Below are 26,098 nucleotides of genomic sequence, written 5' to 3' on the forward strand. Positions count from 1 at the left end.
TGGCCTTTGCTCCCCCGGGTGGGCACAGTCCCGGTAGCGTGCCGCCGACTACGCGATGTGATGGGCGGGGCCGCGGTGGCGAAGCGGTGGGCCCGGTACGTGATGCCGGTGATGGTCGATGTCGACTGCGACGACGACAAGGTGACCCGGGTGGTCACGCTCCCGGAGGAGGTTCGCGAGGACCGCGACGACATGGGGCACTTCCTCATCTACGACGAGAAGTTCGTCCGCCGGAACGGCGACGAGCAGCCCCAAGTGCACGCGTTCCGTGTGGGCGAGCCCCGCTGGGAGCATCCGCGGTTCCGGGCCGGCGGGCCGGTGAACTGGCTGGAGACCTCAGCGTGGGAGGAAGGCTTCGGCCTGACTGAGGCGGACGACCGGTACGCGGAGATCAACCCGTACGAGCTGCGGGAGCGGTAGAAGGACAGCAGAGGGCCCCGGCCGGGAGCTTGGTGTTCGCGGTGGTCAGGCCGCTGGCGCGAAGAGTTCGAGCAGGCGTTCCTTCTGCCGGGCGCCCAGGCCCTGGACGCGGCGGCTCCCGGATGTTCTCCCGTTCGGTCTCCGCCATCGCCGCGAAGAACGCGAACAGCAGCTTGCCGGGGCCGGTGGGGTCGTGGATGCCGGGCAGGGGCCCGGCGGGCATCTCCAGGACCAGGCCGTGGGCGGTGAGGTGGTCGGCGAGCGCGGTGAGTTCGGCGGCGTCGCGGCCGAGCCGCTTCCTCTCGTACACGGTGAAGATGACGCGGCAGTGCGGGGCGTGGGCCTTGACCTCCCGCGCCGTACGAGCGCCTCCTCGAACTGGGCCCTCCGCGGACGCGGGTGCTGATCTTCTCGTTGAAGATCTTGTCCCTCGGGATGCCGTGGCCCGCAAGGCGTCGAGCTGGGAGTCGTCGTCCTGCCCAAGGGCGGGGCAAGGGGCGCGGGTGGTGCCGTCTCCTGCGCCGGCCTCCGCGTCGGTTCTCGTGATCGTCACGGACTCATGGCAGGCCGAGCCCTCCACGGTCCGCGCACGCGTGGAACTCGTCCACGGTCAGCGTCGGATGCGCAGGGCTTGGCGGCATGGGGAAGGGGCAGTCCGGCCCTGCGTACCTCGATGATCTTTGGGGTGGGGTCTCGTCGCAGCCGTGTGTCTCGTGGAGGCGGGCCCGGAGAACGTCACTCGATGTGGGTCGTCGCCCTACCTGCCGGCCAGGGCTGCTGATACTCGATGAGTCGGCCTGCCGGGTCGTGTCGGCGGTTGGGTGCGCACAACGCCTTCGTTCAGGAAGCAGCGCCGGGTATGCGGCCCGAAGAAGGGAGTGTCTTGTCGCATACTCGGCGCTGACCGGCAGAGTTACGCCGTCGTGGCTGCCGTCTCGGTGGCTTCGACTGCGGACTTGAAGTCGGGGTGGACCCCGATTTGATCAAGCCACACGCTCATCGAGTTGTAGCAATTGAACCTTTCGATCTTTCCGTCACGGAGGTACCAGAGGTCCGCCGCCGGCACGTCGATCCGGTTCCCGGTCGGTGGGATCTCACCGACCGGAGTCGGAAACCCTCCGAGATGCGTGCCCTGGATTCGCAACTCGACGGCGACGACATCACCGAACGCATGTACCTCGAGCAGCTCACGGTGTACATCGGGGAACGAGCGGGCGAGGCCCGCGATCACCTGAGGAATCTGCTCCCCGCGGAAACTCTGCGAGGTCGACATGTCGTTGAACGACCCGTCCTCGGTGAACAAGGCCAGGAAACCGTCACCGTCGAGAACGTTTCCTTCCGCGAGCCGGTAAGCCTCGCGAATGGTCTTTTCGTTACTTTCCATTCCTGTTCTCCTTTGAATTCGCGACACGCTCACGGTCCGCGCTTGTCTTCGATCGACCCTTCCCGGCTGTCGTAACGATAAAGGTTACAGCAGATTGTCGCAACCTTCACTGTTGCGACTGCGCTGTCGTAACATGGAGCGTTGCGACCGGAGGAGGGATCATGAGCGCCAACAGCAGGCTGACCATTGCCGCCCATGCGCTGGCCTGGATCGGTCTCTACCAGCGCCAGGGCCACGAGGTCGCCACCTCCGAGAAGATCGCAGCCAGCGCGAACACCAACCCCGTGGTGATCAGGCGGCTGCTCGGCGAGCTGCGCAGGGCCGGGCTCGTGGAGTCCCGGCGGGGCGCGGGCGCGGGCTGGTCGCTGGCGCGCGAGCTGGGGTCGATCACCCTGCTCGACGTGTACGAGGCAGTGGAACCCGGCCCGCTGTTCGCGATGCACCGCACCACCCCGGACCAGGGATGCGTGGTGGGTCACGGCATCCAGCCGGCAATGCGGGGCATCTACCAGGACATCGAGGAGACCCTGAGACACGAACTGGCCCGCGTCACGCTCGAGAAGGTACTCAGGGACGTACTCGCGGCACCTCGCCAGCCTCTCTGATCAGCTGGGCGACCCCGTGCGAACCGTAGGGTTCGGCGTGGGTTCTGGCCACCGGGGCGGAGTGACGTGAGCGTGGAGATGGAACCCCGCGCCGAACGCGTTGGATCCGCCGCCGGAACAGACGGCGGGCGCAGGCCGAGGACGCCACGGTTGCCGAAGCCGAGCCACTGGGAGAAGCCGTTGAACGCCTCGACCTTGTTCGTCACCGCGGTCACCCGCCGGCGCAGCGGGGCATCCGAGAGGTAGCGCAGCAGCTGCACGGTGCGAATCATGCGGCCGGCCTCGCGGAACGCGGTGTAGGTGGCGTTCTTCCACGATCCCGACCGCAGCCGCTTCAGCAGCGTGGACGAGGAGACCGCTCCCTCGCGTACGGAGATCGCCACCCGCATCAGGTGCCGGAACTGCGACTCGATCAGGTCCCAGTCGATGACGTTCTTGCCCGGCTCGCCGAACAGCGCGTCGATGTGCACGCACCCGGCCTGCTCGGAGGGCCGGTAGGAGGTCATGCCCTTCCGGTTCCTGCATCCTGGGCATCAGGTCGAAGCCCAGCAGGTGGGCGAGTGCGAACACCGGCTGGGACTGGCCCTGCGTACCGGCGTGCACGGTGGTCGGCTCGACCTCGGAGGTGTTCTTCAGCAGGCCCTCGATGCTGTAGACGGCCTCCCACACCCCGCACGGGATGAAGTGCGTGGACAGCGCGATGTACGTGTCCGAGATGTGGTGGTAGGCGATGCCTCCCGGCTTCCCGTACCGGACGCTCGTCTCGGCGAGCAGGTTGTCCAGGTAGGTGTCCATGTGCGTGCCGTCGGCGGCCACCGCGGTGCCGTCGCCCCACGCCTGCGAGATGTCCAGGCGGGCGTGCGCGTTGACCAGATCGGCAATCGCCTCGTTCAGCAGCACGATCCAGCTCGTCACGAGTCGGCGAGAAGAACAGATGCAGCTCACGCGCGGTGATCAGCCGCTTGAACCGCGGATACGCGGTCCGCTCGATCGAGGTCACAACCCACCCCAGACCCCAGGACGATGGTCAACATCACCACCGACGACGTTGAGCCGAACGGGTGACGGGCCGGACGCTCACCGCTTCAGGGTCAACTCATTGCCCCTTTGACGCGTATCTGGGTCACACCCCGTACGGGTTCGGCGCGCACCACTGGACCAACGCGACAGCCACCGCCTCCGACCCGGCCCCCGGCTTCCTCGCCCAGGACTCCAGGGCACCAGCACCCACCGTTTCCCCACCTCCGCCACCTCGCCGGCCGCCTGCCCCTGCCCCGCCTCGCGCCCGCCCACGACCTGCTCCGGACACGCCTGACCACCCGCTGGGAACAGCCCCGCACCCGGCCCCGGCACCGGTGCTCCGCCAACTCCCGTGCCCACAGGCGCGCCAACCACCCTGCACAAAAAGCGACACCGCACCCGACTCACCGCTCAGCACAAACAACCGTCCCAGCGCACATGACGTCCGTCGCCGACCACCTGGCCCGGCGCACCTCAGGCAGAGGATCTTCTGTGGGGGCACTGTCACGTGGTCGGGTGGGTGACTGTCTGACGGCGCGCCGGGGCGCGATGGGGCGTGGGCTGGTGGCTGTTCTCGGCCCGGTTGTTCAATCCCTTGTGACAGCGGTGCTCGACGGAGGGCATGACCTCGCGGTGGGCGGCGCGGTAGGAGCGCAGCTTGTCGGTGACGACCACCCGCGGCACCGCGAGCGTCTTCTTCGTCAAGGGGCGGAAGAACCGTCTGGCGGCGGCCTCGTCCCGCCGGTTCTGCACGAGGATGCCAAGGACGGTGCCGTCGGCGCCGACGACTCGCCACAGATACTTCAGCTCGCCGTTGGCCTTGATGAACACCTCCTCCGGAGGCCATTCGTCCCCGGGCCGGGGCCGGCGGCTGCGCAGTCCGTTCGCATACGCCTGACCAAACTTGGCGCGCCAGCGGCGCACGGTCTCGTACGAGACGATGACGCCGCGCTGGAGCATCAGCTCCTCCACCTCGCGGAAGCCGAGCGGGAAGCGGTGGTACAGCCGCACGCAGTGGGAGATGACCTCCACCGGATACCGGTGACCCTTGCACGACGGCGCGGACGACACGAGCGGACCTCTCCCCGGCACGATCAACTCCGGGATCATTCCGGGTCGGTCGGCCAAGTGGCTCGTCCCGCCCACGGCTCATCCGACGCTCCCCACGGCGGCCGCTCCGTTCTCGGGATCGGCCCGGGATCCCCCGAGCGAGCTACCTGTTTTGTCCTCTCTGGGGTGACGCGCGCCACCGGTGCTCTCTTGTTGACTCGAATCGTCAACACAGCGGCCGGACAAGGCCGACCAGCCCAGTAGCCGAGGACAACACCATGACCACGACACGCAGTTCCGCGCAGCACGGTTTCCCCGGAGGCCGCCGAATCACCGCAGCTCTGCTGGTCTCCACGCTGGCAGGGACCGCACTGGTCGCGTGTGGTGCCGACGACAAGGGCTCGCGACCGGCCGAGGTCTCCGGCAAGAGCGTCGGCGAGACCGCGGGCGACGCCAAGATCGTCTGGGGCAAGTGCCCGGCCCCGGCCGGGGAACGAACCCGTGATCCCCACCTGGCCTGTGGAACGTTGGAGGTGCCGCTCGACTACCGGAACCCGGGCGGCATGAAGATCGACGTGGCGGTCTCCCGGCTGTCCACCGCACAGCCCGGGAAGCGACATGGCGTTCTGCTGCTGAACCCCGGCGGGCCGGCCCTGGGCGGTCTCGACATGCCCGAAACCATGGCGTCCACACTGCCGAAGTCCGTGCTGGACCGCTACGACCTGATCGGTTTCGACCCGCGCGGCGTCGCACACAGCACCCCACAGAGTTGCGGTCTGCGGGACCCCAGCGTGCCCGGACTCTTCCCCTATCCTGCCGCGGACGGCTCGATCACCAAGAACGTGGCCCTCGCCAAAACCGTCGCCAAGCAGTGCGCCGACACGGCAGGCAAGAACCTGCGGTACTACAACACCGCCAACACCGCCCGCGACATGGACCGCATCCGCCAGGCGCTCGGTGAGAAGAAGATCTCCTACTGGGGCCAGTCCTACGGCACCTACCTCGGCGCCGTCTACCGCTCCCTCTTCCAGGACCGCACCGACCGGATGATCCTGGAAGGCAACGTCGACCCCACCAAGGTATGGGCCGGCCAGGTGGCGGACACCTGGGGCAAGGGCATGGCCGACCGGTTCCCCGATGCCGCCCGCGTCGCCGCGGCGCAGGCCGACACCCTCGAGCTGGGCGCGAACGTCGCACAGGTGACCCGCACCTACCTCACCCTCGCCGACCGGCTCGACCGCACGCCCGCAGCGATTCCCGGCGCACCGGTGTCACTGGACGGGGCGCTGCTGCGGAACATGACCTACGCCCTGCTTCTGCGAAACGACACCCTTCCCGTGCTCGCCAAGTTCTGGAAGGCCGCCGACAACCTGGCCCACGGCAGCACCACGGCCGCCGACACCGCGGTTCTCAAGGAGGTGTTCGCCGACACACCGACCCCCCCGGGTATCCCCGCGGACAACCAGGCCACCATGTTCATGGCTCTCACCTGCGGCGACGCCGAATGGCCGCACGACGTCGACGGCTACGCCGCCCGCACCACCGCCGACCGCGAGAAGTGGCCGCTCACCGCGGGCATGCCCGCCAACATCTGGGCATGCGCCTACTGGGACAAGCCGGCTGAGGCGACCGCCAAGGTCGTGAAGGGCGGCCCGCGCAACACCCTGATCCTGCAGAACCGCCGGGACAACGCCACCCCGTGGGAAAGCGGCGTCGGGCTGCGCAAGTCCCTCGGCGACGGCTCTGCCTTCGTCGGTGTCGACAACGGCGGGCACCACGTCTACGGCGCAGGCTCCGCCTGCGCCGACAAGGCCACCGTCGGCTTCCTGGCCACCGGCCACCTGCCGGACAAGGACGTCTACTGCACCGACGTCACCCGGAAGTAACCCGCCGGAACGCGGCGCTTCCCTGTCCGGCCGGGACGGCAAGACGTCCGGTGTGACTCCGGCCATGGAAGATGCACCGATGACCGGCAACAACATGGTCGGGGCCGGGTCCGTCGAGTCGCCCGAAGGCCACGAGCGCGCAGGAGCCGACGGTACTTGTCGTAGTCGTAGTCGTAGCCGCGGTCGACCGGTGAAGGTCCGGTGTGAGCCCCCCTTTCAGGGCCCGGACGTGCGAGTCGTCGACCGCGGCGTCCTCCGTGTCCAGCAGGCCGGCCCCGCGGAGTCCCGCGAGGGGATCTCGCGCAGGCGGGGCCGGACGCCGGCCTCGGTCCAGCCCCGCAGGCGCCGCCGGCACGTCACCCCGCTGCGGCCGATCGTCTCGGTCGGCACGTCCACCCAGGTCACACCCGTGCGCAAGACATAGATGATCCCGCGCTGGGCGGCCCGGTCATCCGCCGGCAGCCGGCCCGGATACCGTCGACGCCGCGGCGGACGAGGAGGGAGCAGCGGGGCCACACGGTCCTACAAGTCATCAGGCACAAGATCATCCGACATTCACGGAATGTCTGCCGCAGGCCCCGCCCACAGCCAAGCCCTACACCAAGGTCATTCTGAAATGATCAGTAACAACGGCGCGGAGAACCGCCCGGCGTCAGGACGCTGGTGGCCCGATGGCGCCACGGTACGCAGGATCGTCCCGGTGACCAGCACGACCGGCACGGCCAGCCGTAACGGTGCGGCTTTGAGGCGCCGGGGTTCGGGCGGCGACGCAACGATCACCTGTGCGGTGACGGGAACATCCCCTCCTCGTTGTCGGACCTGCGCTGCGTGTTCACGTGCTGGCCGGTACTCGCCGCCCCATCCGGGTCTGTCGCTAGCGTGACCAGAACAGCGGCCGGGCTTTCCCGGCAATGGAGGAACGGCAGCGAGGGGTGCAAACGGCATGACGTTCACACGCTGGGAGGACCGGTCCGTCATCGTGACCGGAGGTACGCGGGGGATCGGGCTCGGTATCGCTGAACTCTTCGCCCGGCAGGGCGCCGCCGTGTTGCTCACAGGCCGGAACCAGGAGACGGCCCGCGAAGTGGCAGACGGCCTCGCCCAGGCCACGGGTGGGCGGGTCGCGGGCATGGGTGTGGACGTGCGGCGGCCCGGAGAGATCGAGAAGATGGCAGCCGAGGCCGAACGGCAGTACGGCGGGATCGATGTGCTGTGCGCCAACGCCGGGATCTTCCCCGAACGTCCGCTGCGTGAGCTGACCGCCGAGGACGTGGACGAGGTCCTGGACGTCAACCTCCGGGGCTCCATCCTGTCCGTGCGGGCCTGTCTGCCCGCGATGGAACGGGCTGGCCGCGGCCGGATCGTCCTGACCTCCTCGATCACCGGCCCGACGACCGGCTACGCGGGGTGGTCCCACTACGGGGCCAGCAAGGCGGGACAGTTGGGTTTCCTGCGCGGCGCGGCTGTGGAGTTGGCGCCGTACGGCATCACGGTCAATGCCGTCCTGCCCGGAAACGTGTACACCGAAGGGCTGACCGGCCTCGGGCCGGACTACCTGCGCCGGATGACCGACTCCATCCCGCTGGGACGGCTCGGCGAGACCGTCGACATCGCACACGCCGTGCTCTTCCTCGCCTCCGACGAAGCCTCCTTCGTCACCGGCCAGTCCCTCACCGTCGACGGCGGGCAAACCCTCCCCGAGTCCCTGGACGCTTTCGCTGTCCCCACCAGCCCCTGACCTCGGCCGGGGAACCGCCCGGCCCTCAGTCCGCCGCTTTTCGGCAGGCCCGCACGGCCCGATTCCTGATGTGTCCAGAACCGCGCCTCACTTCGGACACAGAGCTTCCTGAAGGCCGATGCCCTGATCGGTCGAAGCCGGATCCACGCCCATGACACAACCGCACGGCACTGTGCGGGGAAGCGGACAAGGGAGACCGGTCAACGACGGCAGACGGTGACTCCGAGCGGACTCGCACCGTTACGGTCGAACATGCCGATCGTGGCTGGAGCGGGAGACGGCGCGGCCGGGGTGGGCAGGGCGGACGCCGAGCGCGGCGGCGGGGCGGCCGAACGGCGGCAGGACTGCCGGCGGCTGACGCAGCCGTTACGGCTACGACCGGGCCGGCCGGCGACGACACGGCCGGTCCGGCGCAAAAGTCCCGGGGGCGGGGCAGCGGGGTCAGGGGCCGGGCCGAAAGCGGGCCGGCCGCCGAGCCGTCGGTCGGCACCGGGACCGGCGGTGGTGCGGCGGCTTTCCGCCGGCACAGTGGCCGCAGTAGGCGGCGTCCGCACGACCGGACGTGACAGGTCACCCGCAAGCTGCACAAGGCCGCCCCGGCCCCTTCCCACCGGTACGGGTGCGGGGCCGGTGTCCTGCGGGGTGCCGGCCTCACATCCTTGTGACGGGCTCGGGCGAACTGCCCGGCCTGGTCAGCTGACGAATTCGACCACTACGGTCGCTGTGCCGGGCACATGCCGGTCGTCGCCTGCGTAGGTGACCGTGTACTGGGGGTACGTGTTCCAGTCGGGCGGGGTGTCACTGAAGCTGAAGGTGCCGTCCGGTCCGACCTGCGCCTCCGGCAGTTCCACGCCGTTGCGCGTCACCGTGACCGTTCTGTGCTCAGGGAAGGGGACCAGGGAGGTCAGTTTCCCCGTCACGGTGACCGGCGTGCCGACGGGGTTCGTCGGCGGGGCGGACAGAGTGATCGTGCTGGATGCCTTGGCGAGGTCGGTGACGATGTCGAGAGTGACCTCGCCCGAGTAGGGGAAGCGGGTGGCGAACAGTCTGTTGCCGTCGGGCGCCCAGGCCACGCCTCGGTCAAGGAGATCCATGTGCGGCCACGACAACGCGACCGTGCGGTACGGGGTGGTCTCTCCGGGGCGGTAGAGGTGGACGTCCCAGTCGCCCCCCGCCACGATCCCCGCGGCGACCGTGCCGTGGGGGCCGACCGCGACGGAGTTGGGGTACGGGCCGGTGTCGTACCGAACCTCCTGCGTGAGGTCCGACAGGCGCCAGCGCTGGTGGTAGTAGTCGTACCCGTTCGCGGTGATCACACTGCTGCCGTCCGGCGTCACCGCGACGTCCTCGACGTCGCCGACGGCGTCGCTGTGGGCGGTCTCCTGAAGCGTCCCGGAGCTCACGTCGTACACGCGCATGCCCGCCGCGCTCACGCTCTCCGCGGCGACGAGCCGGTCGGGCGCGCCCGGCGACGAGGCGAGTCGCGGTTTGCCGTACCAGACGGGGTTGTCGTCCAGGCTGACGGTCGGGGTCGCCCCGGCGATGGCGACCGACCCGATGCCAGCGTCGAAGACGGTGGCCTGGTAGCTGAAGAACAGCCGGTCGCCGGCGAGGGCGAGACTCTCCGGCTTGGTGCCGGTCCCGGTGGAGATGCGCCGCGTCTCGGTCAAGGTCGCGGTGTCGATGACGGAGATCGCGTCGGCGTCCGGGAGCGCCACGTACAGGGTGGACTCGTCGGCCGACTCCGCCATGCCGCGGGCCCCGTCGAGACCCTCCACCTTCCTCACGACCCGCCCGTCGTGGTCGGTGGCCAGCACCGCGTCGTCGCCGGGCGCGCTGACGTACACGTGCCGGCCGTCGGCGAGGGTCTGCCAGTGCGACCGCACCGGCAGGACGATGCCGCCCTGGCTCTGTGCCGCTGCCGTGCCGGAGCCACCGAGCAGAGGGATCGACGCGGCCGCCAGGGCCAGCGCGACACCCGCCGCACGTCTTCGTATACGCATCTTGAGAGCCCCTTCGGGTTCGGATCCGGCCGCACGGACGCGGCCGACGGAGCAACTGTAGGTGGACGCAATGACATTGGGCCCGCAAGATGATCGCGTGCGGAGCCTCCGGGCACGCCGGGAGCTTGCACCGGGCCTGCGGGCGGCGGGGAGCGACGGTGTGGTTGTGGCCGTGCGGCGGAGAGCCGGTAGCCGGCAGGCCCGCCGGGACTGCGTCGAGCAGGTCCTCGGTTCCGCGGGGGACGTGTGGGAGGACCTGCGGAAGCCGGGGTACGAACGCCGGTTCGCCAAGGAACCGTCGGGCAGCTTCGAGGACCTGTTCTTCGCCGCCGACGGGGTCGAGCCCGAGGTGGTGCTGCGGGATGCGGTGAACCGTGATGGCGGGATCGTCCGCAACGCCGGCACGTGCCCGGTGTTCACCGGTTCCCTGCCGCCGCACGGGCCGACCTGGCAGCAGATGGTCGCCCGGTGGACGAAGAACCGCCAGTGCTGTGGCCGGGTTGGTTCACCGGACTGGCGGTACTGTCCGCGCATGGATCAGCTCCCTTGCACTTCGGAAGCCCTCGTTGTGCGAACCGACTTCTCGGCAGACGACGCTTGGGATGCGCTGCGGGCGGCGCTGTTCTCGCCCAGTGAGGACGGATTCTTAGCCAATGTCGCACTCGTCGACGACCGAAGGTACGACGGCTTGACACTCGACCAGGCCCTCGGCCTGATCCCCGCGGAGTACCAGCATCCACTTCTTGTCCTGGCGGACTCCGTAGCTGTCGCCTCGACTGAACAGCCTCTTCTCGTGGTGGACCTGCGGGCTGGGCGTGGGCGTCGTGTCCGCGTTGTGGCAGCCGAGTTGTGGAGTATCGAGAACAACGTCTCGGGCGCCAACATGGACTTCGAGGAGTTCGCCGGCGCCGTCGACGACGACGGCGTGTTCCGAGGCTTTTGAGTTGCTGGCCGTCAGGCGGTGTCAGGCCGTGGGTGCGTCCGGGGCCGCGTCGCCGCCCCGTTCGGCCGGTCCCGGTGGGCCCCGACGACGCCCGGGCCCGGTGGGCGACCGGGTCAGGTGTCGTACTCCTGGACGCGCCGTCCGTGGTCGCGCGCGGTCAGTCCGGGCAGCCGGTCCGTCAGTTCCCTCACGGTGACTTGCACGTCGAGAGTGAGCAGGACGCGGTCCCGCATCAGAACGCGGCCGTCGACGACCGTCGTGCGGACGTCGGCCGCGCGGGCGCTGTGCACCAAGGTGGCGGCGAGGTCGTGGACCGGCTGGGTGTGCGGGCCGGTGAGGTCGACGAGGACGAGGTCGGCGCGTCGGCCGGGCGTGAGGGAGCCGATCCGGTCCCCGAGGCCCACCGCGCGGGCGCTCTGCGAGGTGGCGTGGTGCAGGGCCTGGCGGGCGGTCAGCCAGCGCGGGTCGCCCTCGGTGGACTTCTGGATCAGGGACGTGAGCGCCATGGACTCCCAGATGTCGAGGGAGTTGTTGGAGGCGGCGCCGTCCGTGGCGAGGCCGACGGGGACGCCGGCCGCGCGCAGGGCCCGTACCGGGGTGGTGGTCGGCCAGGCGAACTTCAGGTAGCCGCGCGGCGCGGTGGCCACCGCCGTACGGCCGCCCGTGCGTTCGAGCAGCGGCAGGTCCCGTTCCAGGATGCCGGTCCCGTGGGCGATGAGCAGGTCGGTGCCGAGCAGGCCGGTGCGGTCCAGGATCTCGATGGGGGTGCGGCCGTGCCGGGCCAGGCTGGTGTCGGTCTGGTCGCGGTTCTCGGCGGCGTGGATGTGGACGGGCAGGCCGTGCGTGCGGGCGAGGTCGGCGGTGGCGGCGAGGTCGGCGTCGGTGACGGTGTACGGGGCGTGCGGGGCGAGTGCGGTGGTGATGCGGCCGTCGGCGGTGCCGCGCCGGGTGAGCGCGAACCGCAGTGACGCCTCCCGGCCCCGGGGGCCCTGGCCGGAGAAGTACGCCTGACCGAGGTGGGCGCGCAGCCCGCACTCGGCGACGACGTCGGCGACCGCGTCCATGTGGAAGTAGTGGTCGGCGAAGCAGGTCACCCCGCCCCGGATCATCTCGGCGCAGGCGAGCCGCGCGCCCAGTTCCACGTCCCGTTCGGTGAGGTTGGTCTCGACGGGCCAGACGACGTCGTTGAACCACTCCTCGGTCGGCAGGTCCTCGGCGAGACCCCGCAGGGCCACCATCGGGGCGTGCGTGTGGCAGTTGATCAGACCGGGCAGCGCGATCTGTCCGTGGGCCTCGATCCGCGTCACGGCCGGCACGTTCCGTGCGGCGGCGGCCGTGGTGACCGCGTCGATCACCCGGTCGCGGACGACGATCGCGGCGTCCTTGCGGAATCCGATCCGTTCCGCGTCGTCGTGCACCAGGACCGCGCACCCGGTGACGACGAGGTCGGCGGGAGAACCGCCCGGGGGCCCGGCATCGCTCATGGAACCAACGTACGGGCCGCCGTACGGCACGGCAGAGGATTCCTCGGTGCGGCTGTGCGGTGACCGGTGGTGCCACCCGTACGTCCCGCTGTTCCGGCCGCTCCGGTTCCTACCGCATCCGGCGGGTGTGCCCGGGGTGAGCCGTCGGGTGCCACCGGTGTTCTCGTGGTCCGGCCTGCGCCGGTCGATCACCCGGAGGGCTCCGCGGGCGGACCGGCGCCCGGTCCCGGTCCCGGTCCCGGTCCCGGTCCCGCCGAATGCTGGGCAGCGGCTCCTGCCCGCGACTCTCGTGCGGAGCAGGCCGCCGCTCGTCGTGGTCGCAGGTACGAATGCGGTGAGGCCGTCCGTCATCGGACCGGCCTCGTCCATGAGCACCGACGCGTAGGGGCGCACCCGGTCGCGGTGGCGCCCGCCGGGCAGTCGGCCGACCGGCCGGCCGCCCGAGAGGGAGGAGAGAGGACGCCCGCCGGGGGTGTACGGGCTGCCCTCCCTCCTCGTCGGAGGGACCTGCTTCCTGCCGCTACCGCCAGGAGTCAGGTCGGTGGTCGCGGTGCTGGGGCGGCTGGGGCCGGCGCGGGGTGCCGAAGGGGGCGTCACCCTGCTGCCCGGAGTAGTCCTGCCGGTCCGCGTGCGGCTGCTGGTCCCTGTAGGACTGCCGGTTCGTGCGGAGCTGCCGGTCCGCGTGCGGCTGCTGGTGCTGCGCTCCCGCGTAGTGCGGACGGGCGGCCGGGACCGGGCGCAGCCGGCGGGCGTCGTCAGAGCCCGGGGCGTGCGGGCCGCCGCGGCCCGCCGAGCGGTCGCCCGGCCACCAGTTCCACTTGCCCAGCGCGGTCATCAGGGCCGGCAGGACGAGGACGCGGATCACCACGGCGTCCAGCAGGATCGCCGCCGCCAGGCCCACGCCGAGCTGCTTGAACTCGACCATGCTCAGCGTGCCGAAGATCGAGAAGACCCCGACCATGACGATCGCCGCGCTGGTGACGACCCCGGCGGAGCGGGTGATGCCCTCGCGGACGGCGTCCTTGACGGTCGCGCCGTTCCGGGCGGCCTCGCGGATCCGGCTCACGACGAAGACGTGGTAGTCCATGGAGAGGCCGAACAGCACCACGAAGAGGAACAGCGGCAGCCAGGAGACGACCGCTCCGGAGCTGTGGAAGTCCAGCAGCCCCTCGGCCCAGGTGTGCTGGAAGACCGCGACGAGGACACCGAACGAGGCGGCGGCCGACAGCAGGTTGAGCAGGATCGCGGAGAGCGCCACGGCCAGTGACCGGAAGACGAGGGCCATGGTGACGAAGGTCAGCAGCAGGACGAAGCCCACCACCCACGGCATCCGGTCCTCCAGGTGGCCGGTGAAGTCGACGCCCCGGGCGACCTTGCCGCCGACCGCGCTCTCGGCCCCCGGCACGCCCTCCATCGCCTGGGGCACCCAGTCCCGCAGCAGCTCGAGGGAGTCACGGGCGCCGTCGCTCTTGGGCGAGTGCGGCGTGCCGACCTGGACGGTGTGCACCCGCTTGTCCGCCGACGCGCGGATCGCGGGCGTCTGGTCGTGGGCGAACAGGTCGTCTCCCGCGGTGCGCTTCAGCAGCCCGCCGAGGGCTGCCTCGACGTCGGCGGCCCGGTCGGCGGGGGCGCGGACGGCCACCTGGTGCACGGTGCCCTTGCTGGGGAAGGCCTCGGTGAGCCGGTCCATCGCCCGGACGACGGGGATGTCCCGGGACAGGTCGTCGGAGCCGGGCTGCTTCAGTCTCATGTCGAGGGCCGGCAGGGCGAGCAGCAGCAGGGCGCCGACGGACACCACGAGCGTGCGCACCGGTCGCGCCAGGGCGGGCCGCAGCAGCACCGGCCACAGCTTCGAGTCTCCCGAGCGCATGGTCAGCCGCCACAGGAAGGGCACCCGCGGCCGGTCGACCCAGCGTCCCAGCTTCGCGAGGAGCGCGGGCAGCGCGGTCAGGGAGGCGAGAACGGCGACGGCGACCACGATGATCGACCCGGTGGCCAGGGAGGCGAAGGTGGCCTCGTCCGCGAGGTAGAGACCGGACATCGAGACGATCACCGTGGTGCCGGACACCACCACGGTGTGCCCGGAGGTCTTCGCGGCGATCTCGACGGCGTCGATGCGGGCGACGCCCCTTCGGCGTTCCTCCCGTTCCCGTTGGAGGTGGAAGAGGGAGTAGTCCACGCCGACGGCCATGCCCATGAGCAGGATGATGTTGCTGACGGCGCTGGTCTCGGGCAGGACGTGCGAGGCCAGGGTCGACAGTCCGATCGCGGCGGCGACGCAGGAGAGGGCGAGCACCACGGGGACGCCGGCGGCGATGACGGCGCCGAAGACGACCAGCAGGATCAGCAGGGTCAGCGGGAGACTGATCAGTTCGGCCTTCACGAAGTCCTCGCCCAGGGTCTCTCCCAGCCCCTTGGCGGTCGAGCCCGTGCCCACCTCGTCGATCCTCAGCCCGTCGTGGGCCTTCTCGGTCGCCTCGCCGACGTCGAGCAGCGGCTGGACCCGCTGGTCGGCGTTCTCCGTGTCGCCCCTCATGGTCACCGTGACCAGGAGCGCCTTGCCGTCGGGGGCGGGCACGGCGGTGGCGACGCTCTCCACCTCGGGCAGCGCCTTCATCCGCTGCGAGAGGTCCTCGGCCGCCTCCCGGGCCGCCCCGGCGTCGAACGTGCGGCCGTCCGCGGCCGTGATCAGCACGTTCTCCTCGGGCTTCTCGGGGAAGTCGCCCGCGGCGGTGATGCGGCCCGCCCGGCCGGACTCCCCGACCCCGGACTCCTCGTCACCGATCCTGTCGGTGCCGGCGGCCCCGCCCAGGAAGAGGCACAGGGCGACGAAGACCACCCACAGCCCGATGGCGGACCACGGGCGCGTGGCGCTCCATCGCGCGATCCGTACCGTTGCCGGTTTCTTTCGCACCTTCTGCTTCCCTCCGTTGCTGCGGGCACTGGCCCGTGCCGCGTGGCGACAGGGAAGACGCTAGGGACTCGGTCGCGTCCGGAACACGAGGTAAACCGTCCGGGGATCCTGCGGTTTCCCGTAATGCCACCGGTTGAAATCCCGACCGGGGAGGAACCGTCTGGCCGTCTCCGCTTCCGGCTTTGCATTTCGACCCGCGGCGATCGGAAAGCCGACAGGAAATTGTCATTCCCCGGCATCGTCGAACCCGCCCGGACAGCCGGGTGCTCGCCCCGGTCGGCGCCGGGGCGCAGGCGGTCACCCAGGCGCACGCCCTCAGCCGGGTCTTCCCGCCGGAGCGCATCCTCGTCCACGACGTCGCCCCTCCCCCGAGCGGACCTTCGCCGAGTGCCCGCAGTTCCTCGACCCGGACGTCGAGGTGGTCCCGGTCGCCGTCCCGGAGGCCGCGGCCGACGTCATCTGCACCGTCACCTCGGTGAGGGCCGGCACCGGCCCGGTCCTGCCGGGCGGACGGCCGCTGCCGCACGCGCACGTCAACGCCATCGGCGCGGGCCTGATCGGCACGTTCGAGGTGCCGCTGCACGGGCTGAAGTCCGCGTCCGTCACCACCGGCCACCGCGGACGGGCGCCGCGCGGGGGAGAGTCGCTGCACCTGGTGGAGAGCGACCCGGGTCCGGACCTGAGGGACCTGTGCGCCGGTCCGTCCCTCGCGGAGCGGCACCGGGAGGCCTGACCGTCCTCGGCTCCACCGGATTCACCCTTGGAGGACCACAGCGCCTTCGGCGTCCTGCTGGAGCCGGCCGACGACGCCGGCATCGGCGGCTGCGTCCGGATGGAGCACCTGTCCGAGAACGCGCTCACCCCCTACGCGTTCGCGTGGCGCGGCGCGAGGAGGCCGCCGCCCGCCGTGCACCGGCCGGAGGGACGGCCTCGGCGGTCCCCCTCCCGAAGAGCCCGGGAGGAGACCCCTTCACGACTCCAGGTAGCGCAGGACCGCCAGGATGCGCCGGTTGTAACCGGTGGTGCGTGGCAGGTCCAGTTTGTCGAAGACGCCGTTGAGGTTCTTCTCCACCGAACTGAGCGACAGGTGCAGCCTCTCGGCGATGGCCGTGTTGGTGTACCCCATGGCCAGCGCCTCCAGCACGCTGCGCTCGCGCGGGGTGAGCCGGGTCAGCGGATCGCCGTGCGTGGTGCGGACGAGCAACTGCCGTACGACCTCGGGGTCGATGGCGGCCCCGCCCGCGTGGACGCGCTCCAGCGCGTCCAGGAACTCCTCGACCTGGGCCACCCGGTCCTTGAGCAGGTAGCCGACCCGTTCGGCGTTGGAGGCCAGCAGCTGGGCGGCGTAGTTGCGCTCGATGTGCTGCGAGAGCACCAGCACGCTGACGTCCGGGAAGCGCTCGCGGATCTCCACGGCGGCCCGCAGTCCCTCGTCGGTGTGGGTCGGCGGCATCCGGATGTCGGCGACGACGATGTCCGGCCGGTGCACCTCGACCTCCCCGAGGAGGTTCACCGCGTCACCCAGCGCCGCCACCACCTCGTGGCCCTCGTCGGCCAGCAGCCGGACCAGGCCCTCTCGCAGCAGGGCCGAGTCCTCGGCGAGGATCACGCGCATGGCAGCTCCGCTGAGATGACGGTGGGTCCCCCGAGGGGGCTGTCGATGTGCAGCACGCCGTCCAGGGCGGCCACCCGGCCGCGCAGCCCGGCCAGTCCGCTGCCGGCCGGGTCCGCGCCGCCCCGGCCGTTGTCCTCGACCCGTACGGCGAGCCGCTCCCCGGTGAGCGCCACCCGCACCTCGATGGCGGTGGCCGCGGAGTGCTTGGCGGCATTGGTGACGGCCTCGGACACCACGAAGTAGGCAGCCGTCTCCACGGGCTGGGGCAGCGGCGCGCCGGCCTCGAACCGGATGCGCAGCGGGATGCCGCACCGCTCGGCCACCCCGCCCAGCGCTTCCTCCAGGCCGAGACTGTCCAGCGCCGAGGGGTAGACCCGCCAGGCCACTTCCCGCAGCTCGTTGAGGACTCCCTGGGACTCCTCGTGCGCCTGGGCCAGCAGCGCACCGGCCCGCTCGGGGTCACGGCTGCGGCGCGCGCGGCCGAGCAGCATGGCCAGCGCGACCAGCCGCTGCTGAACACCGTCGTGCAGGTCACGTTCGATACGCCGGCGTTCGGCGTCGACCGCCTGCACCACCGCGGCCCGGCTGGCGGCGAGCTCATCGATCCGCTGCTGGAGCAGCTCCCCTTCGGAGGGGCCGAAACACTCACGGGCGGTACGGGTGTCCAGAACAGCCAGCGAGTACAGACCCTGCAGATCGAGGAAGAGCAGGACACCGCCGAGCACCATCTGGGTCAGCAGCTCGTCCCAGCCGAGGCTGCCCCGCGCCGCCCCGCTGATCAGCAGCCCGGCCAGCAGGGCGCCGAAACCGAGCAGCCCGGTCACGACGGCGCACAGCAGACCCGTGGAGCAGCGGACGGCGAGGTAGCGCAGGATCTTCTGATCGGAGGCCTTGTAGTGCTCGGGGAACCGGTCGCCGAAGAACACCGAGCGGCGGATCCGTTCGAGCGCCGTGAGGCGGCGCGCTCCGGCCATCAGGACGCGCAGGGTGTCCGGGCGGGTGCGCGGCCACAGCAGGAAGGGGCCGAGGAGGACGCCGACGACGAGGAAGTAGAGGGCGCCGAGCAGGGCGGTCGCGCAGCCGAGCAGCACGCCCAGGCCGCGGCGCAGCCGCGGGGGCGGGGGCGGTGAGGCGGCGCTCCGGTCGTCCCCGGGGGCCGCGGTGCCGAGGGCTCCTGCGGGACCGTGGGACGCGGCGCCAGTCAGGTCCTCCTGCACAGCGCCCGAGCCTAGTGCGGCCGAACGGCCCCGGACAAGATCGCCGCGGGCCGTGGACGGGAGCACGGGGCGGGAGCCGGCGTGCGCGCGGTCGGTACGCATCAGGCGCGGCGGCGCTGGGCCTTGTCGCGGCCCTTCACCCGTACGGCCACGTAGGCGGCGAAGGCGACGACGACCAGGACCAGGACGATCTCGCTCAGGACGCCGACGTAGGCGCCCACCTCGTCCCACTGGTCACCCAGCCAGTAACCGGCCAGCACCAGGACGCTGTTCCAGATCAGGCTGCCGAGCGTGGTGAGCACGGTGAACACCGGCACCGGCATCCGCTCGATGCCGGCGGGCACCGAGATCAGGCTGCGGAAGATCGGCACCATCCTGCCGAGGAAGACCGCCTTGGTGCCGTGCTGGGCGAACCACTCCTCGGTGCGCTGGAGGTCGGAGGCCTTCACCAGCGGCAGCTTCGCCCACAGCGCGTACATCCGCTCCCGGCCGAAGAGCGCGCCGATCCCGTAGAGGATGAGCGCGCCGACCACCGAACCCAGCGTCGTCCAGAACAGGGCCGAGGCGAGGGTCAGCACGCCCTGGCCGGCGGCGAAGCCGGTCAGCGGGAGGATGATCTCGCTGGGCAGCGGCGGGAAGATGTTCTCCAGGGCGACGAACAGGCCGGCGCCGGGAGCGCCCAGCGCGTCCACGAGGTCGGCGGCCCATCCCGCGATGCCGTCCGCGGGCTCCTGGGGCAGAGCCGGAGTCATGTGATGCATGGTGGGTCTCCGAGGGGGCGGGTCGGTGGAGCGGGGCGGCTGCCCCGATGACCTCCAACCTAGGAACCGGGGACCGGCGACGGTATGAGGGTTGCCACCCGGTCCGATGCGGTTTCCCGCACCCGGACCCTGCGGAAAACCGCAGGGTCCCCGGCCGCCCCGGACCGCCCCTCGGACGTCATGTGTTCGTAGGGGATCTCCATGTGCGCCGTGTGTCCGCCGACCCGCCGAGGCCAACGACTATGCGCGTGAGGCGCTGTACCGCACGCCGCCGGGGCCGGTGCGGCTGACCCGCGTGGAGTACGCGCCCGGTGCCGGCGGAGGCGCGCACATCCGTCTGCGACTGGAGCCCGTCCTGTGGCAGGTGGCGCACCTCGCGGTCCGAACCAGTGCCATGGGACCTGCGGGAGGTCGCTGCTGTCGGTCCATCCGCTGCGCCGGCAAGCTTCCTTCACCCCGGTCGGGGTGAAGTCGGGGTGAAGGAGGGCTCCTGCCTGCGGCTGGTGCTCGGCGCGTCCCTGACGATGCGCGCCGAGGGCCTGGTGGTGGAGACGCCGGGCAACCCCCACCGGGTGGTCGTGCGCCGCCCGACGCCGCCCCCGCAGCAGATCTCCACGCGCTCGTCCGCGGCGCGGTCGTAGGCGGTGCGGAGTGTGCGCATGGCCTCCATCGGGCCGGTGGGAAGCCGGAAATCCCGCCACGGAATCCAGAGGGACTCCCAGGGCGGTGCGGGCGGTTGATGGTCGGCCACATGCACGACCGAGGTCGGGGGCTGCCCCCCGGCATGTCGTATCTCAGCCCGCGTCCGCGGATCCTCCGCCTTGAGGGGAGGGTAATCACTCTGGGGGCATCGGTGTTCCACGGTTCGGTCACGTTGGATTCCGTCCCGATCTCCCGCCTGGTGAAAGGGTCGGCCATCGCCATCATCCCCAACGGAATTCACAGCGTGTCCTACGTGGTGAGGCCGTGGACTGGGCATCCCACTCGTCACAACCGCCCGTTCGGCGGACTTTCTGTCACCAGTACCGAAGGTCCTGGGTCCCCGGATACCCCAGCGATGCCGCGCTCAGGGCTGAGCCCCTCCACAGCGAGGCGGAAGAGGCGGTCGGCCTGGAGCTCGGGGTCCTCGTGGTGCTCGGTGGCCAGGGCGATGCCGACGGCTAGGGTCAGCAGGTCGTGAAAGGTGACGTGCGGTGCGACCGCCTTGTCGCGAATGGCCCGCTGGAGCAAGGGAGTTCCGGCCGCTGCGATTCTGTTGCCACAGGAGTGCGGGGAGGGTTCCTCGGCGGGAGGCTCGTAGCTGAGGGTGTTGGCGAATCCGCGGGCTGAGACGGCGTAGAGGACGAGGGCGTGGAGCCACTCCAGGAGGGCAGTGCGGCCGTCCTCGGTCGCACTTAGCCGGTGGGCGCGCTCGCACAGGTCCTCGATGCGCTCCTGAAAGACGGCTTCGAGCAGGGCACGGCGGGTGGGGAAGTGACGGCGCACGGTCGCCGAACCGACGCCTGCGGTGCGGGCGATCCGCTCCTGGGAGGCCTCGGCGCCGTGCGCGGCGACCTCGGCTTTGGCGACGGCGAGGATGCGCTGGTAGTTGCGTCGGGCGTCCGAGCGCTGACCGGTCATGATCTCCTCATTGCTAAACGGCGGGCCCCGCCATATCTTAGCGGCAGGCTAAACGGCGGGCCCCGCCGTTTTTTCTCCGGTCCGTGAGGAGCAGCAACCATGCCCATCGACAGCGATACCGTCCTGGTCACCGGAGCCACCGGCCAGCAAGGCGGGGCCGCGGCCCGCGCACTCCTGGCCGCCGGGGTGCCCGTACGTGCACTCGTACGCGATCCGCGGTCGAAGTCCGCCCAAGCGATCGAGGCGCTGGGCGCCGAGCTGGTGCGGGCGGACCTCTCCGACCGGGCCTCCCTCGGCCCGGCGGTCGAGGGAGTCCGCGCGGTGTTCTCGGTGCAGAGGCCGCCCATGACCGAGACCAGCGTGGACTTCGCGGGCGAGCTCGCCCAAGCCACCAACCTGGTGGACGCGGCGAAGGCTGAGGGAGTACGGCAGTTCGTGCAGTCCTCGACCAGTGGAGTCGGTGAGCACACCCGGGTCGCCGGCTGGGCCGAGGGCCGCTGGGCGGCGATGGCGGACTACTTCCACACCAAGCAGGCGATCATGGAGGCGGTGCGGGGTGCGGGCTTTGCCCGCTGGACGGTGATCAAGCCCGCCTTCTTCATGGAGAACCTGCCCCTGCTGGCACCCAAGGGGCCGCGCGGCGGACTGCTGACGGTACTGAAGCCGGAGACCGAACTGGCCCTGGTGGCCGTGCGGGACATCGGCACGGCTGCGGCGCACGCCCTTCGAGACCCTGACCGGTTCCACCAGGTGGAACTGGAACTGGCCGGTGACCTGCGCACGATGGAGCAGATCGCGCAGACCTTGTCCGCCGCCTGGGGCGTGCCCGTGACCGCACCCTCCATGAGCCTGGAAGAGGCCCTCGACGCGGGCATGCCGACGTGGGGAGCCGGACACGAGTGGAACAACGCGGTCCTCCAGCCCGCCCGGCCCGGGTTTGCCCGGGAGTTGGGCATCCCGGTCACCACCTTCGCCGAGTGGGCGGAGGAGCAGCTGACACCCGTGTCCGGCTAGGTGCGTTGTCAGGTCGCGGTCCCTCGCGGGTCCTCCCGGGTCGTCGGGGGCTCGGCGGGGGTCGGGACGGGCGGGCCGAACAGAACGGCCCGGGCCACCGAGGGGGTGAACACGGCGGTCAGCGGCGCGGACAGGCTGAGTACGGATCGGAAGGCGGCGCCCACCACCGGGTCGCCGGAGTAGCGGTCCTGGACCCGGCTCAGGTACCAGTGGGCCGCGCGGTCCGCGGCGCGGACGGCGGCCGCGTTGCCGGTCGCGCCGGGCATGCGCTTGTCGGCTCCGGACGAAATGTCCCACGCCTGCCGGGACGAAGACAGCAGCGCCCGTTGGACGCGGCGCGTCGTGGGCGTACACCTCGGGTCGGCCAGGACGTCGCGGAGCGCGACCGCGTTCATGGCGGCGACGGCCATGCCCTGCCCGTAGATCGGGTTGAACGTGCACAGGGCGTCGCCGGTGGCAAGGAATCCCGCCGGGCGGCGGCCGGGCAGGTCGTAGCGGCGCCGTACGTTCGCGGTGTGGCGGAAGCCGAAGACCGGTGACAAGGGTTCGGCCGTGCTCAGCCACCGGAACACGAGCGGGTGCGGCAGCTTCTTGGCATAGGCCGCGAACTGTTCCTCGTCCGTGGGCGGTTCGTCACCGCGGAGGCCGGACAAGGTGGCGAGGTGGGTGCCGTCTTCCAGAGGCAGGACGACGGCGCCGTAGGTCTGGGACGGATTGGGGACGATGTAGTAGCCGAGCGCGTCGGTGCCGAGGATGCCGTCCTTGTCACGGTAGACGCGAGTGGCGTACGCGAGACCCGTGTCGATGGTCTCCTCGTGCGGGGCTTGCACACCGAGCGCCGTGAGCCACTGCGGGGCCTTCGTGCTCCGGCCGGAGGCGTCCACGACCAGGTCGGCCTCGACCGGCCGGGACTCCGCACGCGCCGCGTCGCCGCGTTCGCGCAGCAGCACGCCCCGCACGCGCGAGGCGTCCCCCAGGAGACCGACGGCATCCGTGCCCTCCAACACGTCGATCAGCGGGTTGGCGAGAACCCGTCGCCGTACGAGGTGTTCGAGCTGCGGGCGGGAACCGGTGTGGTAGTACGTCGACGCGGGCAGTCGGCGGAACCAGCGTCCGCTCTGCCACTGCACCATGTCCGCGGGGGCGCCCACCCGGGGCGCTCCCGCCTCCTGCAATTCCCGCAGGAATCCTGGCAGCAACGTTTCCAGAGCCGTCTGCCCTCCTTCCAGCAGGACGTGGGTGTGCCGGCTCTGCGGCACACCGGGCCGTGGCTCCGGCACCTCGGGGAACCGATCGCGTTCGACGACGGTCACCCGGTCCACGTGGGCGGCGAGGACGTGTGCCGCGAGCAGGCCCGCCAGGCTGCCGCCGACGACCACCGCATGGCGTCCGCCCCAGGTGCTGCCCGACTTCACGTTCTGCTGCGCAGCCTGCATCGGTTCCCCTCCCCTGGCTGATACATCGTGAGAAAAGCACCAGTATCACGTTTCCCGGGAGGTGGGTGATTGTGTTTCGGCTCTTCTGGGACCGCGTGCCGATAACCGGTTCGGTCGGTGGCCAGGTCCGCGGTGTGCCCGGTCGGCTTCACCGCGGACCTGGACTTCAGGCAAGGGCAGCGGGGACGGCGGCGAGCGTGGCGGCCCAGGCCAGGCCCTGACCCTGGCCCTGGCCCTGGCCCTGGCTGAGGAGGATCACGCCGGGCAGCGGCGCGGAGACGGATGAGGTGGTGGGTCGTGGTCACCGGAGAGAACTGCCGAGGCCGAAGCGAATCGAACATACGAGCCAAGGGTGACGGTCACCCGTTTGGCCGGTCAGGCCCCTTCCGCGCCGTCAGACTCCTGGGGAGGGACGCTCCGGTGGGGCGTGCGTACGGGGATACGGGGTGGGTGTGACCGAGCGCGGAAGGGCCGACCGGGCCGCTCCGGGCGGAACGGGGCCGGCTGTGACGGATCACGGCGGTTTGCAGGCGGGCGCGACGGCGGTGGACCGACCGGGTGGTCGGCAGTACGGCGACGAGCAGGGCCGGGACGTCGGGCCGGCGCGTGCGGTGCCGCGGCACGTGGCCTGTGTGATGGACGGCAACGGCCGCTGGGCCCAGCGGCGTTCGCTTCCCCGGACGGCGGGCCACCGGGCCGCGGAGAGCACCGTCATCGACATCATCGAGGCCGCTCGGGCGGTCGGCGTCGAGTGGCTCAGCCTGTACGCCTTCTCCACTGAGAACTGGAGCCGGCCCGACACCGAGGTCGACTACCTGATGCGCCTGGTCCGCCGGGTCGTGCGCAAGCACGCGCCGCTGCTGCTCACCCGCGGCATCCGCTGCCGCTTCCTCGGGGCCGCGGACCCGCGCATCCCCCGCGAGCTGGCCCAGGACTTCGAGGACCTGGCGACGCTCACCGCCGACAAGCGGGGGATGACGCTGACCGTCGCCTTCGACCACGGCGGACGCCGGGACATCGTCGAGGCCGCCAGGTCGCTGATCCGCACCGGGACGCCCGCCGACGAGGTGACCGAGCGGCTCTTCGCGGACCACCTGCCGTTCCCCGACACCCCCGACGTCGACCTCGTCATCCGCACCTCCGGCGAACAGCGCATCTCCAACTTCATGCTCTGGCAGGTGGCCTACGCCGAGTGGGTCTTCCCCGAGGTGCTCTGGCCGGACTTCCGGGCTCCCGACTTCCTCGCCTGCCTGCACACCTACCGGCGCCGTGACCGCCGCTTCGGCGGCGTGCCGCCCCAGACGAACGGAGACACGTCATGACGACCGGAACCACGGGGACAGCCGACGGGTCGCCCCTGTTCACCACGGAATCGCAGTTCCGCGCCTTCTTCGACGACCCCCGCTGGGCGCTGGCCATAATCCGCGCCACCGTGCTGGAGGCCGCCCACCCGCAGGTCGGCGCCGCCCTCGCCGAGAACTCCACCTTCGTCGCCCACCCCTGGCGCCGGCTGCGCAACACCTTCCTCAGCATGCGGCGCATGTTCAGCGCCGATCCGGCGGTACGGGAACGGGAGGCCGCCCGGCTCAACCGGCTGCACGCTCGCATGAGCGGCTCCGACTCCCGCGGCCGCGCCTACGACGCCATGAACCGCCCGACCCGCGCCTGGGTGGTCGCCACCCTCTTCGAGAGCGCCGTCACCATGTGCCGGCTGAGCGGCCAGCCGCTCGACCAGGGCACCATGGAGCGCCTGTACGCCGAGTACCGCGCCTTCCTCGCCGCGCTCGACGGCGACGCCGGGGAACTCCCCGAGGACCTGAACGACTTCTGGCGGTACTTCGACCGGGTCGTCGAGGACGAGCTGGAGGACACCGAGGCAGCCCGCGTCATCCTCTTCCGGCTCTTCGACCACCTGCCCGCCCCGGCACTGCTCGACGGCGCGCCGACACTGTGGGCGGCCGGCCGGGCCGTCGTCGGTCCGCTCCTCGGCGCGATCACCGTCGCCTCGCTCCCCGAGCCCTACCGGCGCAAGGCCGGCCTGCCCGAGACGCCCGGCGCCCCGGCCCTCATGCAGGGCGCCTACCTCGCCGCCGGGCTCACCCGCTTCCTGCCCAAGGGCTGGATCGACGCCGAAACCATCATCGAGACCCTCTCCCTCTCGCCCGACAGCGACGACCCCCGGGCCAGGACCGTGAGCGCGCTGCGCGCCCGCGTGAAGCGGGCGTCGGCCCTGCTCCGCCTCGTCACACCACTGAGCGGTGACACCGGAGCCGGCCCGGCGCCGGCCGCCTCGGCGGCGACGGGAGAGAGCCGGCGCTCGGCGGAGGAGTTCTTCCGTCAGGTGCTGGACCAGACCGGCGACGGCCACCTCGACTGGCCCGACCTCGCCGCCATGGCACGCGAGCTGGCCACCCGCCTCGACCTGGACGAACCCGAGGAGACCCGGCTCTACGACGCCTTCGCCGCCTGGTGGCGCGAACTCCAGGCCGCCCTCGACACGGACGGCGACGGCCGGGTCAGCGCCGACGAGTACGCTGCCGCCGTACCCTCCCTCGCCGGTCCCGCGCTCATCCGCGTCGCCGAGGTGCTCTTCGACGCCACCGACAAGGACGGCAGCGGGACCATCGACGCGGACGAGTACCGGGCACTCTTCCGCACCGCGTTCCACCGCGACCTCACCACCACCGACGGCGCCTGCGGCCGCAGCGCCTTCGTGGGCGACTTCCTTTCCTTCATGTCGGGCCGTCGCACGAACACCCCGTATGACCCCCTCCTCGCCGACGCCTGACGAACTCGTGCATGTGGGCGGCCACGGCTGCACGCTCGTGTACCCACGTCGTCGAGAGGCCCTGCCAGGATTTCCGTGAAACGGTGACGGGGAGTCATGCGAGAAGGACTCGTTTACGTAGGAGTGGGCGCGAGGCCCGTCCGCACGTTTGTCGCTTGAGCATCCCGACCCAGTCGACGTGACCTTTGACGGGACCGCTG

The 26,098-nt window shown here is 71.1% G+C and carries 21 protein-coding genes and 3 pseudogenes; 10 read left to right on the plus strand and 14 right to left on the minus strand.

The genetic code is table 11. From position 1 onward, the window contains the following. Positions 1 to 75 precede the first annotated feature (75 nt). On the plus strand, positions 76 to 420 hold the full coding sequence (locus ACZ56B_RS21620; protein ID WP_468792900.1) for a hypothetical protein: 345 nt from the start codon (positions 76 to 78) through the stop codon (positions 418 to 420). On the opposite strand, the gene ACZ56B_RS21625 is transcribed toward ACZ56B_RS21620, so the two are convergent. Together ACZ56B_RS21625 and ACZ56B_RS21630 are read right to left on the minus strand one after the other, a co-directional pair. Beyond that, positions 392 to 1,000, minus strand: coding sequence for a recombinase family protein (locus ACZ56B_RS21625; protein ID WP_468792905.1), 609 nt, complete (start codon positions 998 to 1,000; stop codon positions 392 to 394). The genes ACZ56B_RS21620 and ACZ56B_RS21625 overlap by 29 nt on opposite strands. 333 nt (positions 1,001 to 1,333) lie before the next feature. After that, a complete protein-coding gene (locus tag ACZ56B_RS21630; protein ID WP_053637133.1) occupies positions 1,334 to 1,804 on the minus strand; it encodes a nuclear transport factor 2 family protein in 471 nt (156 codons plus the stop codon). A 161-nt stretch (positions 1,805 to 1,965) separates the two neighbouring features. Here ACZ56B_RS21630 and ACZ56B_RS21635 point away from each other — a divergent pair, with 161 nt between their 5' ends. Continuing rightward, positions 1,966 to 2,409 carry an Rrf2 family transcriptional regulator gene (locus ACZ56B_RS21635; RefSeq protein WP_344632431.1) on the plus strand — a complete coding sequence of 148 codons (444 nt, stop codon included), beginning with the start codon at positions 1,966 to 1,968 and terminating at the stop codon, positions 2,407 to 2,409. Here ACZ56B_RS21635 and ACZ56B_RS21640 read toward each other — a convergent pair. The 3 genes and pseudogenes from ACZ56B_RS21640 to ACZ56B_RS21650 all read right to left on the minus strand — a co-directional run. Continuing rightward, the gene (locus ACZ56B_RS21640) at positions 2,310 to 2,915 is read right to left on the minus strand and encodes a Tn3 family transposase (RefSeq protein ID WP_468792913.1); all 606 of its coding nucleotides are present in this window, start codon (positions 2,913 to 2,915) and stop codon (positions 2,310 to 2,312) included. The two genes, ACZ56B_RS21635 and ACZ56B_RS21640, sit on opposite strands and share 100 nt — an antisense overlap. A gap of 49 nt (positions 2,916 to 2,964) precedes the next feature. After that, positions 2,965 to 3,354, minus strand: a pseudogene (locus ACZ56B_RS21645) (Tn3 family transposase); the annotation flags it as partial. Between the two features lie 606 nt (positions 3,355 to 3,960). Further along, positions 3,961 to 4,539 (minus strand): annotated as a pseudogene (locus tag ACZ56B_RS21650) (IS6 family transposase); the annotation flags it as partial. Between the two features lie 218 nt (positions 4,540 to 4,757). Here ACZ56B_RS21650 and ACZ56B_RS21655 point away from each other — a divergent pair. Beyond that, complete coding sequence (locus ACZ56B_RS21655) at positions 4,758 to 6,365, plus strand: alpha/beta hydrolase (RefSeq protein WP_468792917.1); 1,608 nt, start codon at positions 4,758 to 4,760, stop codon at positions 6,363 to 6,365. 176 nt (positions 6,366 to 6,541) lie between these two features. On the opposite strand, the pseudogene ACZ56B_RS21660 reads toward ACZ56B_RS21655, so the two are convergent. Beyond that, positions 6,542 to 6,881: pseudogene (locus ACZ56B_RS21660) on the minus strand (transposase); the annotation flags it as partial. A 427-nt stretch (positions 6,882 to 7,308) separates the two neighbouring features. Here ACZ56B_RS21660 and fabG point away from each other — a divergent pair. Continuing rightward, a complete protein-coding gene (fabG, locus tag ACZ56B_RS21665; RefSeq protein WP_468792921.1) occupies positions 7,309 to 8,103 on the plus strand; it encodes a 3-oxoacyl-ACP reductase FabG in 795 nt (264 codons plus the stop codon). Positions 8,104 to 8,795: 692 nt separating this feature from the next. Here the strand turns inward: fabG and ACZ56B_RS21670 are convergent. Beyond that, entirely contained in the window at positions 8,796 to 10,106 is a 1,311-nt protein-coding gene (locus tag ACZ56B_RS21670) for a hypothetical protein (RefSeq protein WP_468792925.1), read from the minus strand. Between the two features lie 160 nt (positions 10,107 to 10,266). Between ACZ56B_RS21670 and ACZ56B_RS21675 the strand changes: the two genes are divergently transcribed. After that, complete coding sequence (locus ACZ56B_RS21675; protein ID WP_468792930.1) at positions 10,267 to 11,049, plus strand: DUF6924 domain-containing protein; 783 nt, start codon at positions 10,267 to 10,269, stop codon at positions 11,047 to 11,049. 113 nt (positions 11,050 to 11,162) lie between these two features. Here ACZ56B_RS21675 and ACZ56B_RS21680 read toward each other — a convergent pair whose 3' ends face one another. Next, positions 11,163 to 12,533, minus strand: a complete 1,371-nt coding sequence (locus ACZ56B_RS21680; protein ID WP_468792935.1) for an amidohydrolase — start codon at positions 12,531 to 12,533, stop codon at positions 11,163 to 11,165. A gap of 520 nt (positions 12,534 to 13,053) precedes the next feature. Continuing rightward, positions 13,054 to 15,447, minus strand: a complete 2,394-nt coding sequence (locus ACZ56B_RS21685; RefSeq protein WP_468792940.1) for an MMPL family transporter — start codon at positions 15,445 to 15,447, stop codon at positions 13,054 to 13,056. 418 nt (positions 15,448 to 15,865) lie between these two features. Between ACZ56B_RS21685 and ACZ56B_RS21690 the strand changes: the two genes are divergently transcribed. Continuing rightward, positions 15,866 to 16,180 carry a hypothetical protein gene (locus ACZ56B_RS21690; protein WP_468792943.1) on the plus strand — a complete coding sequence of 105 codons (315 nt, stop codon included), beginning with the start codon at positions 15,866 to 15,868 and terminating at the stop codon, positions 16,178 to 16,180. Positions 16,181 to 16,417: 237 nt separating this feature from the next. Here ACZ56B_RS21690 and ACZ56B_RS21695 read toward each other — a convergent pair whose 3' ends face one another. From ACZ56B_RS21695 to ACZ56B_RS21705, 3 genes are all read right to left on the minus strand, one after another. Continuing rightward, positions 16,418 to 17,062, minus strand: coding sequence for a response regulator transcription factor (locus tag ACZ56B_RS21695; RefSeq protein WP_468792948.1), 645 nt, complete (start codon positions 17,060 to 17,062; stop codon positions 16,418 to 16,420). Beyond that, positions 17,053 to 18,279: a sensor histidine kinase gene (locus tag ACZ56B_RS21700; protein ID WP_468792953.1), complete on the minus strand. Its 1,227-nt coding sequence runs from the start codon at positions 18,277 to 18,279 to the stop codon at positions 17,053 to 17,055. The genes ACZ56B_RS21695 and ACZ56B_RS21700 overlap by 10 nt, the downstream gene beginning before the upstream one ends. A gap of 101 nt (positions 18,280 to 18,380) precedes the next feature. Further along, entirely contained in the window at positions 18,381 to 19,040 is a 660-nt protein-coding gene (locus ACZ56B_RS21705; RefSeq protein ID WP_468792957.1) for a DedA family protein, read from the minus strand. 476 nt (positions 19,041 to 19,516) lie between these two features. On the opposite strand from ACZ56B_RS21705, the gene ACZ56B_RS21710 reads away from it, so the two are divergent. Further along, entirely contained in the window at positions 19,517 to 19,681 is a 165-nt protein-coding gene (locus tag ACZ56B_RS21710) for a hypothetical protein (protein WP_468792962.1), read from the plus strand. A gap of 346 nt (positions 19,682 to 20,027) precedes the next feature. On the opposite strand, the gene ACZ56B_RS21715 is transcribed toward ACZ56B_RS21710, so the two are convergent. Continuing rightward, on the minus strand, positions 20,028 to 20,660 hold the full coding sequence (locus ACZ56B_RS21715; protein ID WP_468792966.1) for a TetR/AcrR family transcriptional regulator: 633 nt from the start codon (positions 20,658 to 20,660) through the stop codon (positions 20,028 to 20,030). Positions 20,661 to 20,759: 99 nt separating this feature from the next. Here ACZ56B_RS21715 and ACZ56B_RS21720 point away from each other — a divergent pair, with 99 nt between their 5' ends. Further along, on the plus strand, positions 20,760 to 21,674 hold the full coding sequence (locus tag ACZ56B_RS21720; protein WP_468792970.1) for an NmrA family NAD(P)-binding protein: 915 nt from the start codon (positions 20,760 to 20,762) through the stop codon (positions 21,672 to 21,674). 8 nt (positions 21,675 to 21,682) lie between these two features. On the opposite strand, the gene ACZ56B_RS21725 is transcribed toward ACZ56B_RS21720, so the two are convergent. After that, positions 21,683 to 23,110, minus strand: coding sequence for an FAD-dependent oxidoreductase (locus ACZ56B_RS21725; RefSeq protein ID WP_468792974.1), 1,428 nt, complete (start codon positions 23,108 to 23,110; stop codon positions 21,683 to 21,685). A gap of 545 nt (positions 23,111 to 23,655) precedes the next feature. Between ACZ56B_RS21725 and uppS the strand changes: the two genes are divergently transcribed. Further along, on the plus strand, positions 23,656 to 24,432 hold the full coding sequence (gene uppS / locus ACZ56B_RS21730) for a polyprenyl diphosphate synthase (RefSeq protein ID WP_468793043.1): 777 nt from the start codon (positions 23,656 to 23,658) through the stop codon (positions 24,430 to 24,432). Beyond that, positions 24,429 to 25,898 (plus strand): oxygenase MpaB family protein, encoded by a 1,470-nt coding sequence (locus tag ACZ56B_RS21735; protein ID WP_468792977.1) that lies wholly within the window; start codon positions 24,429 to 24,431, stop codon positions 25,896 to 25,898. The genes uppS and ACZ56B_RS21735 overlap by 4 nt, the downstream gene beginning before the upstream one ends. The last annotated feature ends 200 nt before the right edge of the window (positions 25,899 to 26,098 follow it).

It is taken from the genome of Streptomyces sp. NPDC034670, from assembly GCF_055574875.1.